The organism is Nocardia abscessus (assembly GCF_015477775.1).
Taxonomy (GTDB): domain Bacteria; phylum Actinomycetota; class Actinomycetes; order Mycobacteriales; family Mycobacteriaceae; genus Nocardia; species Nocardia abscessus_A.
Genome location: NZ_JADLQO010000002.1, coordinates 1,069,070 through 1,083,785, shown reverse-complemented (window position 1 = coordinate 1,083,785; position 14,716 = coordinate 1,069,070). Strand labels below are relative to the sequence as shown.

Annotated in this window: 11 protein-coding genes and 1 pseudogene; 8 read left to right on the top strand and 4 right to left on the bottom strand. The window is 66.8% G+C overall.

Features of this window, described 5'->3' with window-relative positions:
• Window positions 1-21 precede the first annotated feature (21 nt).
• From IU450_RS10695 to IU450_RS40540, 8 genes are all read left to right on the top strand, one after another.
• Window positions 22-2,952: a PrgI family protein gene (locus tag IU450_RS10695; protein WP_195149531.1), complete on the top strand. Its 2,931-nt coding sequence runs from the start codon at window positions 22-24 to the stop codon at window positions 2,950-2,952.
• Window positions 2,949-3,383, top strand: coding sequence for a helix-turn-helix domain-containing protein (locus IU450_RS10690; RefSeq protein WP_195149530.1), 435 nt, complete (start codon window positions 2,949-2,951; stop codon window positions 3,381-3,383). Before IU450_RS10695 ends, IU450_RS10690 begins: the two co-directional genes overlap by 4 nt.
• 73 nt (window positions 3,384-3,456) lie before the next feature.
• Window positions 3,457-4,710, top strand: coding sequence for a tyrosine-type recombinase/integrase (locus IU450_RS10685; protein WP_174190123.1), 1,254 nt, complete (start codon window positions 3,457-3,459; stop codon window positions 4,708-4,710).
• Between the two features lie 548 nt (window positions 4,711-5,258).
• A complete protein-coding gene (locus IU450_RS10680) occupies window positions 5,259-6,305 on the top strand; it encodes a ferritin-like domain-containing protein (protein ID WP_195149529.1) in 1,047 nt (348 codons plus the stop codon).
• 107 nt (window positions 6,306-6,412) lie between these two features.
• A complete protein-coding gene (locus IU450_RS10675; RefSeq protein ID WP_195149528.1) occupies window positions 6,413-7,153 on the top strand; it encodes an SDR family oxidoreductase in 741 nt (246 codons plus the stop codon).
• A 64-nt stretch (window positions 7,154-7,217) separates the two neighbouring features.
• A complete protein-coding gene (locus IU450_RS10670) occupies window positions 7,218-8,951 on the top strand; it encodes an L-aspartate oxidase (protein ID WP_195149527.1) in 1,734 nt (577 codons plus the stop codon).
• A 175-nt stretch (window positions 8,952-9,126) separates the two neighbouring features.
• A complete protein-coding gene (locus IU450_RS10665; protein ID WP_063048669.1) occupies window positions 9,127-10,050 on the top strand; it encodes an RNA polymerase sigma-70 factor in 924 nt (307 codons plus the stop codon).
• A gap of 41 nt (window positions 10,051-10,091) precedes the next feature.
• A complete protein-coding gene (locus IU450_RS40540) occupies window positions 10,092-10,220 on the top strand; it encodes a hypothetical protein (protein ID WP_267470514.1) in 129 nt (42 codons plus the stop codon).
• Window positions 10,221-11,021: 801 nt separating this feature from the next.
• Here IU450_RS40540 and IU450_RS10660 read toward each other — a convergent pair.
• The 4 genes and pseudogenes from IU450_RS10660 to IU450_RS10645 all read right to left on the bottom strand — a co-directional run bounded on the left by IU450_RS10660 (window position 11,022) and on the right by IU450_RS10645 (window position 14,704).
• Window positions 11,022-11,237, bottom strand: coding sequence for a hypothetical protein (locus IU450_RS10660; protein ID WP_195149526.1), 216 nt, complete (start codon window positions 11,235-11,237; stop codon window positions 11,022-11,024).
• Window positions 11,238-11,523: 286 nt separating this feature from the next.
• Window positions 11,524-12,711: an NAD(P)/FAD-dependent oxidoreductase gene (locus tag IU450_RS10655; RefSeq protein WP_195149525.1), complete on the bottom strand. Its 1,188-nt coding sequence runs from the start codon at window positions 12,709-12,711 to the stop codon at window positions 11,524-11,526.
• Between the two features lie 82 nt (window positions 12,712-12,793).
• Entirely contained in the window at window positions 12,794-13,735 is a 942-nt protein-coding gene (gene sigJ, locus IU450_RS10650; protein WP_195149524.1) for an RNA polymerase sigma factor SigJ, read from the bottom strand.
• Between the two features lie 407 nt (window positions 13,736-14,142).
• A pseudogene (locus IU450_RS10645) lies at window positions 14,143-14,704 on the bottom strand (type 1 glutamine amidotransferase domain-containing protein).
• Between the last annotated feature and the right edge of the window lie 12 nt (window positions 14,705-14,716).

The window sequence follows — 14,716 nt, the reverse complement described above, 5'->3', positions numbered from 1 at the left end:
GAAAAGGATGCGTGACTACCAATGAGCTACCACGAGACCCGGACGAACGGGTCCTATGCATTTCGTATCCCCGCCGACGTCGACCGCTCCGACCGGCTGCTGGGGCCCTTCACCGCCCGCCAGCTCGCCCTCCTGGCCACCACCGCCGTGCTGCTGTACACGGGATGGACCGCGACCAAAACGGTGCTCGCCCCGGCGGTGTTCGCCGCCGCGGCAGCCCCGGTGTTCGTCGTGGTCGCGGTCGCGGTGCTCACTCGGCGCGACGGCCTGTCCGCCGACTTATTACTCGTCGCGGCTGTTCGCCACCGTCTCCGCCCACGCCACCTCATCCGATCGCACGGTGCCACTCGTGCCCAGGCACCGCGCTGGATCACAACCCGCACCAAACCTCAACGTTCCCGGCTACCGGTGCCCGCCGAACTGTCAGCGTCTCAGACACGCCTGCCCGAGTCGGTGTCGAGCAGCGGCAGCGGCGCTGTCGGGGTAATCGACCTCGGCGCCGACGGCCTCGCCGCCATCGCAGTCGCCGGAACCCTCAACCTGTCGCTGCGGACCCCGGCCGAACAGGACAGCCTCGTCGGCCAACTCGCGGGCTGGCTGCACACCCTGCGCCAACCCGTGCAAATCCTCATCCGCTCGGCACGCCTGGACCTGACCGAACACATCACCGGCCTGCACACCGCCGCCGCCCAGATGTCGACCGACCTCGCCGCGGCAGCACTGGACCACGCCGATCACCTCGCCGACCTGACCGCCCGCGAGGACCCGGTCCACCGGCAGGTACTGCTGATCTGGCGCGAACAGACCCAGACCCAGCCCACCAGCGGGCTACGTGCCCGGCTACCCGGACAGCGCCGGGCCCGACGCACACTGTCGGGTGGTGCGCGCCGGGCCGCCGAGTCCCGCCTCCTGCGCCGGATGAACGAGGCCGCCGATGTCCTGTCCCCGCTGGGGATCTCGGTGACCGCCCTCGACCACGATGCCGCGACCTCCGTGGTGGCCAGCTGCACCAACCCCGAGGGCCTGGTGTCGGCCGCCGCCGACATCGCCGCCGCTGACACCGTGATCACCACCGACCCCGACACCCCGGCACCGGACCCGTTCGGTGAGGGGCTCGACCGGTTCGCCCCCGAGTCCCTCACCATCGGTACCCGCCATCTCGAGATCGGCTCCGATTGGAGTGCGACCCTCGCGGTCACCGGCTACCCGCGCGAGGTGACGGCCGGCTGGCTCGCGCCCCTGCTCTCACACCCCGGCAGAGTCGAGGTCGCGGTACACATTGAGCCCGTCGACCCGGCCACCGCCGCCACCCGGCTGCGCCGCCAGCAGGCCCGCCTCGAGTCCTCGAGGATGCACGACCTCGGGCGGGGCCGATTGACCGACCCGCAGGTCGACGTTGCGGTCGAAGACGCCGCTGACCTGTCGGCCCGCGTCGCGCGGGCCGAGGCAAGGTTGTTCCGGGTCGGGGTCTACCTGACCGTCCATGCCGCCTCGGAATCCGAGCTGGCCGACGAGGTAGCCGCCGTCCGCGCTCTGGCGGCGAGCCTGCTCGTGGACACCTGCACGCTGTCCTACCGGTCGGCTCAGGCGTGGGTGACGACCCTGCCGCTCGGTGTGGACCTGATCGGGGTGCGGCGGACCTTCGACACCACCGCCCTCGCCGCGGCATTCCCGTTCGACTCACCCCAACTCCCTGCGGCCGACCCCGCCCAGGCCGCCCGGCCCCAGGGCGTCCTCTACGGCCGCGACGCCGCGTCGGGGTTGTTGTTCGTGGACCGGTTCGGGCCTGAGGCTCACAACCACAACCTCGTCGTCCTCGGGCGCAGCGGTGCGGGCAAGTCCTACCTGGTCAAAACCGAGATCCTACGAGCCCTCTATCGCGGGATCGAGCAGGTCGTCATCGACCCCGAAGACGAATACCGCCGCCTCGCCGAGTCCGTGGGCGGCACCCACATCCGCCTCGGCGCACCCGGGGTCCGGCTCAACCCGTTCGATCTGGAAGTCCACACGCGGCCTGACGGCCGCCGCAGCGCCCCGGCCGATGCGCTCACCCGACGGAAGCTGTTCCTGCACACCCTGATCCAGGTGCTGTTGGGGAACCAGACCGCCGCGCAACGGGCGGCCCTGGACGCCGCGCTGGCAGCCACCTACACCGACGCCGGGATCACCGACGACCCCGCCACCTGGACCCGACCCGCGCCCACGCTGAGTGATCTGCGCGACCAGCTCGACCAGTCCGGCACGGCCGCCGCCGTTGAGCTGGCCGCCGGACTGCACCCCTACACCGGGGAGGGAGCCTATGCCGGGCTGATCGACGGGCCCACCACCACCGAACCCGAGGGCGGGATGATCGTGTTCTCGCTGCGGGAGCTGCCCGACGAGCTGAAAACCATCGGCACCCTGCTCGTGCTTGACGCGACCTGGCGACGGGTGTCCAACCCCGGCCAGCGACGGCCTCGCATGATCACCGTGGACGAGGCATGGCTGTTGCTGCGCCAGCCCGCCGGGGCGGCGTTCCTGTTCCGGGCGGCGAAGAGCTTCCGCAAGTATTGGGCGGGATTGACCGTCGCGACGCAGGACTGCGCAGATGTGTGCTCGACCGAGCTGGGTCGCGCGATCATCTCCAACGCCGCGACTCAAATTCTGTTGCGCCAGGCACCTCAGGCCATCGACGAGGTCGCTACCGCCTTCCACCTCTCCGACGGCGAGCAGCAGTTCCTGCTCTCGGCCGCACGCGGTTCGGGGCTGCTCGCGGTCGGCGGCACCGACCGGGCGGTGTTCGGGTCGCTGGCCTCGCACACCGAGAACGCCCTCATCACCACCGATCCCGGTGAACTCACCGCCACCGGCGACATGGACTACTCCGATGTCGACCTCGGCGAGCCACCGCTCCCGGTGCCTGCGAACCCCGGCACGGAAGCGTCTGAGCAGCGAAAGGCCCCACAGCGATGACGCCCACTCGCAAGTCGGCCGGTGACCCGACCACGTCGAAAGCAACCCCGGACAGGCCGATTCGGGCGGGCGGTGCGGACGTCCCACACCGGGCCAACGGGCCGGACGAAACGGCGCACAAATTCCGAAGCAGGGGGAATAACCGCAGATCGAAAAACAATTCGACCGCACCGCTTGACCGCGGGCCGATATCGAGCGTGAATATAGAACCGTCACCGGGAAATGGAAGTATCCAAAATTCGGTGACGGACCATTGGCTCAGCACGGAGGAAGTATCTCAGCGATTGCAGATCCCTGAGAAAACCCTCGCGAACTGGGCCTCGCTCGGAAAAGGTCCTCGCTTTGCTCGAATGGGCAGATATCGGAGATATCGATTCAGCGACCTCCTCGCCTGGGAGGAAGCCCAGCTCGAACTCGGGGAAAGCGCGTGAATCCGACCGGATCCGGATCGCAGACCAAACAGTGTGGAAAGGTACTGGAGAGATGCCTCGGCAGGCGTTGGCAATGGGAACATACGGCAAGATCAGCTGCACGAAACTCGGCACACGGCAATACCGGGCACGGGCCCGATACCGCTCCTACAGCGGAGAAACCATCCGGGTCGAAGGATGGGGAGCCAGCAAAACCGCCGCAGAGCACCGACTTAAAGAAGTCGTTCAGGAACGGATCAAGTCCGAGGGGCGTCAGCGGAACGGTGCCGTCACCTGGAACACCCTGATCCCCGCACTGGCGGACCTCTGGCTCGAAGAAATGGAACTCGACGAGACTGTGGCCCCCCAAACCCTGCAATGGTATCGGGAGGAGATCGAACCCTCCGACGATCCACGTGCCCGCAAGGGCACCGTGAAGATCAAAACGGCGATGAGCGGCGTGCGGCTGTTCGAGGCTGACACCTCCTACCTGGATGCTCACCTGAAGATGATCCAGAAGAACGGGCACACCCGTAAAGCCCAGTGCCACAAGATCATCCTCACCGGCATGATGAGCCTGGCCGTTCGTCACGGGGCGATTAGTGAGAACCCCATGCGCGAAGTCGGCAAGATCAAACGCAAGAAGAAGAAACCGAAAGCGATGGACGAGACAACCCGCAACGGGTTACGCGCCCAGCTCGAAACCTGGCTCGCCGGAAAGGCGATCCCCGGCACGCCCGCCTACACGCGCGGCCCTGCACGCGACCCCGACATCCTCAACGCCGCCGACATACTCCTGGGAACCGGAGCCCGGCCGGGTGAATGCCTCGCGTTCCGTCGCTGCGATGTCGACACCTCCGCGACCCCGTGGGAGATGACCATCAGCGGCACCATCGTCCGTGTGACCGGAGTGGGGCTGTACCGGCAGGAGTGGACCAAGACCGACGCCGGGTACCGCACCGTCGTGCTACCGACGTTCACCATCGAGACCCTGCGGGCACTTGGTGCCGACGATTGGGATCCCGACGACGAAACTCCGCTCTTTCCCTCGCGGCGTGGCGGCTGGCGCGACCCTCATAACTTCGGTCGCACCTGGCGCGCCGCACGCGGAACCACCTACGCCTGGATCACCCCGAAGACCTACCGCAAGACGAACCTGACCGCCGTGGCTGAAGGGTTCGGACCCGAACAGGCCAAGCGGCAAGCCGGACACCGCAACAGTGCCACCACCGAACAGCACTACATCGACCGGCCCGCGCTGGCCCCCGATTCCACCGCCGTTCTCAACCAGCTAGCACCATTCGTCTCCGGCACCGCCCAGGACAACCCCCGGAACCAGGATGGGTAGGGAACGCGACAATCTGTCGACGCCCTGCCGCCGGGCCCACAGCGCGGCAGGCACCCCGCACCGCTACGGGGCCGCAGGACATCCGCCGCCGGGAACCGTGCAAAACTTGACCGCCCCCGCGCTAACCCCCCGGTTTGAACGGGAAACCACGGGAACCAATGGGAAGCGTCGGGACCAACCACCGTACCGTTCCCGCAGTTCACAGGATATTTCAGGAAGCGATGGGAACCACGAGACATCTAGAACCCCTGCGTAGGGGTCAGGGGTTCGAGTCCCCTTAGCTCCACAGAAATAGCAGGTCAGGCCCGGTCTAAGACCGGGCCTGACCTGTTTCATGGGTCTGGCCCCGCGGTTACCCCGCGTTTTGGTTGGGTCGTGTTTCAGCGGCTTTCTCCCGCCGCCGGACCCGAAAACGATCGCCGTGTTCGAGCCCCGCGAGCTCGGCCCGGTGTTGCGACGGCGAGTCGCAAGTTCTTGTCACAGTTCTACCGGACGCACTGTCCTAGTTGTCGACACCACATGAACATCTGTCGAGACGAGGTTCGATTATGGACATCAGCACGGGTCACGCCATCGAGACAATGGACGATCTGCGTCGCCATCTGCAGTGGGCGATCGAGCTCGAGCACGCGACCATACCGCCGTACATGTGCGCGCTGTATTCGCTGGAGCCGGGCGCCAATGCCGAAGCGGCACAGGTCATCAGCAGCGTATTCGTAGAGGAGATGCTGCACTTGGCGCTGGCGGCTAATCTGCTCAATGCGGTAGGTGGCGAGCCCAAGCTCGACGCGCCCGAAATGCTGCCCGCGTATCCGCATCCGCTGCCGCACGGCGATCGATCCGTACAAATACAGCTCGCGCCGTTCGGTTCCGAAGCCCTCGAATTGTTCTTGAACATCGAACGGCCCGCCTCGGCGGACGCGCTACCCGAATCCGACGGCTACCACACGATCGGGCAGTTCTACGCGGCCGTCGAACTCGGTCTCATCTCGCTGGTCGACACCCTCGGCGAGGATGCCGTCTTCTGCGGCGACCCCGGTCGGCAGATCAACGAGATGCACTTCAACAGTGGTGGCGGACAGGTCGTTCCGGTGCACGATCTGAAGTCGGCGCTGACGGCGCTGGCCGAGATCGTCGAGCAGGGCGAAGGCGCGGCGCGGACCGAGGTGTGGGACGGCGAGAAGGACGTCTTCCATCCCGATCGCGACGAGGTCGCCCACTACTATCGCTTCCTCGAACTGAAGGAAGGTAAGCGGTTCCAGCTCGGTGACACCCCGCAGTCCGGGCCCACTGGTGAACCGATCCTGTTCGACCCCAACAAAGTGCTGCCGATGCGCCCCAACCCCCGCACCGCCGACTATCCGGAAGGCAGCGCGGTCCGCCTCGCGCAGGTGGAATTCAACAACACCTACTGCCTGCTGTTGTATCTACTCGAGGACACCTTCAACGGCAGCCCGTCGCTGATGCGGGATGCGGTGGGGGCGATGTACGCGTTGAAGTCCCAAGCCCAAGCTCTCATGAAGATGCCCAGCGGTGACGGCCGCACCACCGCGGGGCCGACCTTCGAGTACGTAGCGCCGCAGGATCGAGCGTAATCGAACGGCCTCGGCACAAGCACTGTCACAAAATCACCGCCTGCCCTGTCCTTGATATAGCGGAGTTTCGCTGGCCCCGCGGCAACGTCCGAACGAAAGGAATGAGCATGAAGATCGTCGTCATCGGCGGTACCGGCCTGATAGGCTCCAAGCTCGTCGCACGACTCGGTGAGCACGGCCACCAGGCGGTTCCGGCTGCACCCAATACCGGCGTGAACTCCATCACCGGTGAGGGAGTCAAAGAAGCACTGCAGGACGCGAACGTGGTGATCGACGTTTCCAATTCGCCGTCGTTCGCCGACAACGACGTGATGGAGTTCTTCCGGACCTCCACGACGAACCTGCTCGAGGCCGCCGGCGCGGCCGGTGTCGGGCATTACGTCGCGCTGTCGGTGGTGGGTTCGGAACGGTTGCCGGATTCCGGGTATCTGCGGGCGAAGGTGGCGCAGGAGGAGTTGATCGAGGGATCGGGCCTGCCGTACTCGATCGTGCGCGCCACGCAGTTCTTCGAATTCGCCGGTGGTATAGCGGATTCCGCGACCGTTGACGGTCAGGTACGGCTCCCGGGTTCCAGTGTGCAGCCGATCGCCGCGGACGATGTGGCAGCCGCTGTCGGCCGTACGGCGGCGGGCGAGCCGAAGAACGGCACCATCGAGATCGGGGGCCCGGAGATCATCGCCCTCGACGAATGGATCCGCACCGTGCTGAGCGCGCGGTCGGATGCGCGCACGGTGGTCACCGATCCCGAGGCCCGGTATTTCGGGGCGGTGCCGCAGCGCGAGCTGCTGCCCGGCAGCGATGCGCAACTGGCGCAGACGCGGCTGTCGGAGTGGCTGACCAGCAACTGAACTGTTCGCGCGGGCGGCAATCGGCCCGCCCGCGCGAACTGCCCCTTCGGAAGGGAACGAATCGATGCTCACATCCGGCGAACGTCAGATCGCGACGTCGGTGCTCGTCGTCGGCACCGGCGGATCCGGCCTCCGTGCGGCGATCGAACTGGCCGAGCGCGGCATCGACGTCCTGGTGGTGGGAAAGCGGCCGAAGGCGGACGCGCACACCACCCTCGCTGCCGGCGGCATCAATGCCGCGCTGTCGACCATGGACGTCGAGGACAGCTGGCAGCAGCACGCGGCGGACACTATCACCGAAAGCTACCTACTGGCGCGGCCCGATACCGCCCAGGTCGTCGCCGAGAACGCCGCGCGCGGAATCGAGGATCTCGAGCGCTGGGGCATGCCGTTCGCTCGCGAATCCGACGGACGGATATCGCTGCGATTCTTCGGCGCGCACACCTACCGGCGCACCGCGTTCGCCGGTGATTACACCGGCCTCGAGATCCAGCGGACCCTGGTGAACCGGGTCGCGCAGCTCGGCATCCAGATCATCGATACCTGCTATGTGACCCGAATCCTGATGCGTGACAACGTGGTTTTCGGCGCCTACGGTTTCGATCTCGACAGTGGCGAGCGCTACGTGTTCCGAGCCGACGCGGTAATCCTCGCCGCCGGGGGGCACACCCGCATCTGGCGTCGCACCTCTTCCCGACGTGATGAGAACACCGGTGATTCGTTCCGGCTCGCAGTCCTCGCGGGCGGCCGGATTCGTGACCCGGAGCTCGTGCAGTTCCACCCGTCCGGGCTCATCGAACCCGAGAATGCGGCCGGGACACTGGTATCGGAAGCCGCACGGGGAGAAGGCGGCATTCTTCGCAACGCCGCGGGAGAGCGCTTCATGCGGCGCTACGACGCGGAACGCATGGAGCTCTCGACCCGCGACCGGGTTGCACTGGCCGCCTATACCGAGATCAAGGAGGGTCGAGGAACCCCGAACGGTGCTGTCTGGCTGGATGTTTCGCACCTGCCTCGCGAAACGATCATGCGGCGACTGCCGCGCGTCTACCAGACGATGTTGGAGCTGCAAATGCTCGACATCACTCGCGATCCGATCGAAATCGCGCCGACGGCGCACTATTCCATGGGCGGAGTGTGGGTTCGCTCCGAAGATCACGGTACCGGCGTCGAGGGCCTCTATGCGATCGGCGAGGCATCGAGCGGTCTGCACGGCGCCAACCGGCTCGGCGGCAACTCGCTGATCGAACTGCTCGTCTACGGCCGGATCGTCGGCGAGGCGGCAGCGCGGTACTCGGCCGAGCTGGTCGCACAGCGTCGGTCCCACCGTGCGCTCGTCGAGGCTCGCGCCGAGATCGATGAGCTGCTGGCGGTCGACGGGCAGGAGAACGTACGGGCCCTGCAACGCGCCGTGCGCGACACCATGACAGAGCACGCCGGCGTGGTGCGCGACGAGACCGGGATTCGGGCAGGCTTGGCCGAACTCGACGAGGTCGAGGATCGAATGACGAATATCGGCGTGCACCCCGACGCCGCCGGGTTCCAGGATCTGGCGCACGCCTTCGATCTGAAGTCCTCGGTGCTCGCGGCACGCGCCACCTTGGAAGCCGCGCTGGAGCGACGCGAAACCCGTGGCTGCCACAATCGGTCCGATTACCCTGACCTGGATCCGGCGCTGCGGGTGAACCTCGTGTGGTCCGGTCCCGGCAAGCTCGAACGCGAGGAGATCCCCGCGATCCCCGACGATATCGCCCGGCTCATGCGAGATGTATCGACGGAAGGCAAATTGGTCGAATGACGGCGTCGTGTGGGCGCACTCGACACCCGCTGTTCGGTGCTGCTCGCTCAGCGTGGTTGCTGTATGCCACGCCACCCGCGTACGGCTGGCGCGAGTAATGTCGTGGCAGATGGTGTCCGAATCGAGGCGGGGATATGAATCACGCGATTGCCGGTGGCGCCGGAACGACCGCGCGATGAGCGGACCCGCGGGTACCGACCTGGGTAAAGCCGTCGACGATTTCTCCGCGCACAAGGGCCGGCTGTTCGGCATCGCCTACCGAATGCTCGGCACTGTTGCCGACGCCGAGGACATCGTCCAGGACGTCTGGGTGAAGTGGCAGTCCTACGCCGACCGCGATTCCGTGCGTGATGTGGAGGCGTTCCTCGTCACCATGACCACCCGGCAGGCGATCAATGCCACGCAGACGGCGCGGGTCCGCCGGGAAACCTATATCGGCCCGTGGCTGCCCGAGCCCGTGGACACCAGTGCTGATCCCTCGCTCGGCGCGGAGCGCGCCGCGGCGTTGGAAACCGCGGTACTGGTCGTCCTGGAGAAGATGACGCCGACCGAGCGGGCGGCGTTCGTCCTGCGGGAAGCTTTCGACTACCCCTACGGCCGGATCGCCGAAGTCCTCGAAATCAAGGAACCAGCCGCGCGGAAGCTGGTGAGCCGGGCACGCCAGGCCATCGAGTCCGACCGGCAAGTATCAGTCGACACCGTGCATCAGCGACGTCTGCTCGCTGCCTTCTTGAATGCCGCGCGCGCCGGTGAATTCGATGAACTCGAGGCGCTTTTCGCCACCGATGTCGCCAGCTACTCCGACGGCGGCGGCGCGGTGCGCAATGCCTCGCGCATTCCGGTATTCGGACGGACGCGCGTGGCGAAGTACGTGGCCGCGTTCGCCTCACACTTCTGGACGGGGGTCGCCATCGACTGGGTCGACGCCAACGGTCGCGCGTCGGTAGTGATCAGCCGCGACGGAGCCCCCATCGCCTGGCTCGGGGTCGGTGCGGCCGACGACGAGACGATCGACCGGCTCTACTGGGTGTTCAACCCCGCAAAGCTCGGTCATATCGCCCATGTCGTCGCTGTTCCGGGGGACTCCGCCGCGCCGTGAAACATCATCGGCCCCTGGTTCAGCGCCTGCGGCAACCACGAATGGCGATCGTCGAGAAAACCACGGTCAGCGTCACCGTCTACGTCAGCGCCGCTGCATTCGTGATGGTGAGCTGTGCGAGTCAAGGTTCAGATATGGTGCGACCGACGGTGGCGGACGGCTCGTCGTGAACCCTCGGGCCTGACCCGGCGAACGGCGCCCGATCCGCCGAGGCCCGGGATGTCACCGATCATCGTGGAGCCGCACATCGACCGCGATCGTCTTCGCCGGACAGCTCGGCTGTGCTGACAGCAGTCTGACGATCTCGAGGAGCAATCTGGCCGTCCCGATGGAGACTTGAGCTGGCCCCCCGCTTAGCTCCACAGAAAACGCAGGTCAGGACCGGTATTGCACCGGTCCTGACCTGTTTCATTTGGCCCAACCCCACGAAAACCCCGCGGTTCGGTTTCGGCTGTCGGCATCACCCATGTAGGTTCGGCCGCCTACGGGTGACGTTGAGAAAGATGCTGGTTCGTGGTGGCTGTCGGTCAGCGTTGTTGGATCGACCGGTTGGGCTTGCTTCGTCCGGCACGCAGCTTTGGTGGCGAGACCGAATCCGTGCTCCTCTGGCCCGCGTACGGGGGCAACGATGCCTTAGCTGATCTGCTGCGTCCCAGTGTTGGACCATTCCCGTGTGCGCGGGGCCGACAAACCCGGCGACCGGTCGACGCGCTCACCGACCGCACCGCCGACACGCTCGCGGCGTGGCTGCGTACCCATCCCGGAGTCGAGATCGTATGCCGAGATCGGGCCTGCGCTCAGAACTCTGTTCAGCATGAGTCGGCGTCTCGACAACCCGATCACCCGCGAGACCGCGGCAAGTTCGTTGTGCGCGCTCAGCTTCCACTCGGCTGGTTCGGCAGTGAACGCGTCCTGCCGAACTCGGCGCCGTTCGTGCGCGGCTTATTCGGCTGAGCCGACTTCACGGCCGCTCATCGAGCGGCGGTGCCGCCTCCGCCTGACAGGCTGCTGATCGCGCAGACCAGCGCCACGAACGGGTCGGTGATACCACCACAGCTCCCTGCGACCGACACGGCCGGTGCGGGCGCCTGCGGTTCGAGCGGCAACGGCGCCGCGGCGGCCGCCCCAGCGCCGGTCAGGGTTGCGGCACCGATCAGGGCGGCAGCAAATCCACGTACTGCGAACATTCGAACTCCTCGTGCGTCGGGTAGACGGCCGAACCTAATCGGCAAGCCCTCACCACGCATGACCCGAATTGTGTTGTCCTCGAAACGAGGGGTGCAGAACTCAGTGATTGGTCCAAGCCAGGTCGTCGTCGCGGGGCTCTGGGCACAGAGTCCGTGATCGACGCGGTGGCGTTCGACGCTGTCGAAAGAAGGTGCCGCGCAGACGCACTGATTGTCCTGCGGCATCCCGGTCCGCCCCGGCTCGTTCCGGCTGGGGCGGACCTGTGCCGGTTGCGCACCCGCGCGCTCAGACGGTTGCGACCGGGGCCGCCGCGCCGGTCTCGACCACCCGGCGACGCCGGCTCGGGGCCAACAGGGTCGGGTGCCGCACGCACCAGGCCGCGATCGAGCAGATCAGCTTCTTCGCGCGGACGGCCTTGCGGCCCACGTCGACCTTCGAGGTCGGCTGATCCTCCTTGGTCACCTTCTGCACGATGGCATCGCGGCGACCGAGGCTGATGCACTGGCCGTTGTAGCCGATCGGGGCATCGGGGACTGCACGTCCGGTCAGCCGGGCGGCAATGGCGTCGGCACCCAGCCAGGCCATCGGGGAGGCGGTGGCGCAGCCCATGCGCAACGTCTTGCCTCCCACTCCCGCGGCGTGCGCGGCATCGCCGACGGCGTACACATCCGGGTGTGAGACCGAGCGCTGCGTGGCGTCGACGACGATCCGCCCGGTCTCGGAGACGGTCAGCGTGCTGGCTGCCGCGATCGGGTGCACGGCGAATCCCGCTGCCCAGACGGTCATTTGCGCGGGGATCTGCGCGCCCGACCGGGTGGACACGCCATCTTCGGTGACCCGGGTGACGTCGGCGTGCTCGTGGACGGTGATACCGAAGCGTTCGAACGCGCCGCGCAGGTGGCTCTGCGCCTTCTCGTCGAGCCAGTCGCCGACACCGCCGCGCGCGGCCATGGCGACCTTCAGATCCGGGCGCGCCTCGGCGATCTCGGTGGCGATCTCGATGCTGGTCAGGCCGCCACCCACGATCAGCACGGTTTCGTTCGCTCGCAGCTGGTTCAGGCGTTCCCGCAGCCGCAGCGCGGCCTGCTTGCTCGCCACCTGGTGGGCGTGCTCGATGACGCCGGGCACGCCGAAATCGGCGACGGTGCTGCCCAGGGCGTAGACGAGTATGTCGTAAGCGAGGGTCTCGGCCCCCTGCTCGCCGATCAGTTCGACGGTCTTGCGGTCCGCGTCGACCGAATCGACCCGTGCGATGCGCACCTCGACGCCGGTGCCCGCGAACATCTTCCGCAGTGGGCGGACCGGCAGGTCCTGCCCGGCGGCGAGCTGGTGCAGGCGCACCCGTTCGACGAAGTCGGGATCGGCGTTGACCAGGGTGATCTCGACGTCGTCGCGGTGCAGTCGCTTGGCCAGGCGGCCGGCGGTGGTGGCTCCGGCGTATCCGGCTCCGAGAACGACGATGCGGTGCTTCATGGTGTTGCTCCTGTCTCCGGTGGGTTCGGAACTTGAACCGGACAGCCGCACGAATGCTGACAGGAGTCGACTGTGATGTGGGTCACCATAAATCGGGCAGGGGCGCTCCCGGTGCGTACGTGGCCCACTGGCGATTGGCGTGCGCCAGCTTGTCGGGGTTGACGTGGGCGTGCACGGCGGCGATGCCGTCGGCGGTCACCTCCAGCACCACGACGCCGACGATGCGATCCTCGGCCACCAGGACCAGCGCGGGCCTGCCATTGACGATCGCGGCGAACGGGGTGGGCTTGCCGCCGAGCTTGTCCCACTTGGCGCCCGAGGGTTTGATGGCGAGCCGCACGAACAGCGCGATGCGCTCGGCGCCGACGAGCGGCCTGTTCAAGGTGGCGAAGAAGGCGCCGCCGTCGCCGATGATGGTGGCGTCATCGGTGAGCAGTCGCACCAGCTCGTCGGTCCGGCCGCTGACCGCCGCGGTCAGGAATTCCTCCACGATCCGGCGGGCGGCGGTTTCGTCCACCTCGATGCGCGCCCGTTCCACGGCCAAGTGCTGTTTGGCGCGGCGATAGATCTGCTGGCAATTGGATTCGGTGATGTCGAGCAGGTCGGCTATCTCGTGGTGCGAGTAGCCGAAGGCTTCGCGCAGCACGTACACCACGCGCTCCTTGGCGGTGAGCCGCTCCATGAGCGTGAGCATGGCGATCGACACCGATTCACGCTGTTCGACGGTGTCGGCCGGGCCCAACATCGGGTCGCCGGCCAACACCGGTTCCGGAAGCCATTGCCCCACATAGGTTTCCCGGCGCGCGCGGGCCGAGGTGAGCTGGTTGAGGCAGAGATTGGTGAGCACCTTGGTCAGCCACGCCTCGGGCGTCTCCACGTGCGCACGGTCGGCGGTCTGCCAGCGCAGATACGTCTCCTGCACCGCGTCCTCGGCGTCGCCGGCCGAGCCCAGCAAGCGGTAGGCGATCGCCTGCAGGCGGCCCCTGGAGCTTTCGAACAGATCGGCCTCGCGCGTGAGCAACATGTCAGCCATGGTCGGCCATGCGCACCGGTCGCGTCCAGCCGTACCGGACCTTCGCATCCACGCGAAAATAGGGCTTGCCTGGAGTGCGCTCCAGATGTCGCCTGCCAGGGTGATGGGACCACCGGATTGCCGAGAGCAAGGGACCGGGTTGCGTATCGTTTGGTGGTGGTTCCCGGGTGTGGGCGCAGACCTGAGCCGGCCCCACGGTTACCTCGCGGTCCCCACCCGTTGTGCTTACGCTGCTGCTATGCGCGTGGGCGGGTCTGCACGGATCGGCCGTGCCGCCGAACTCGTTCTGCTCCGGAAGGTGTCGTGGACGGCCGGAACCGCCGCGCGGACACAGGCTTCCGCGTCATCGATGGCGTTACCCCGGCCTCGATGTCCAGGCCGGGGAAATGCCGGACGAGTCACAGGAGGTCGGCGATCTTCTTCGCCGTCTTCTCGGCCGACCCGGGGTTCTGCCCGGTCACGAGGTTCCCGTCCGCCACGGCGTAGGAGACGAACGGCAGCTTGGCCTTCTCGTAGCGGGCGCCACGCTTCTTTATCTCGTCCTCGGCGTTGTAGGGCACGAGCTTGTCCACTCGGGCCAGGACTTCCTCCTGCCAGGCGAACCCGGTGAGCTTGCGCCCGGCGACGAGGTACGTGCCGTCGGAGAGCTTGGTGTCGAGCAGGCCGCAATAACCGTGGCAGACCGAGGCGACGATTCCGCCACGTTCGTAGATCTCACGGGTGATGCGCTGCCGGATCGGCACGCCAGCCCTTCGCGGTCTTGTCGTAACTGGGGAACTTCAGCGACCGCGGTTCCAAGGGGCAAGGGCCCCCGGCCGGGCTGACGATGGTCTGCTCGAACCCGTGCTCTTCGAAGACGTGCCAGGCGTGGGTGAGCTCGGACAACCACAATCCGGTCGGGTGGGATGGGTCGTCGTAGTGGCCGACGTTGGTGACGACGTTCAAGATGCGCTCGGTCATATGTGATCTTCC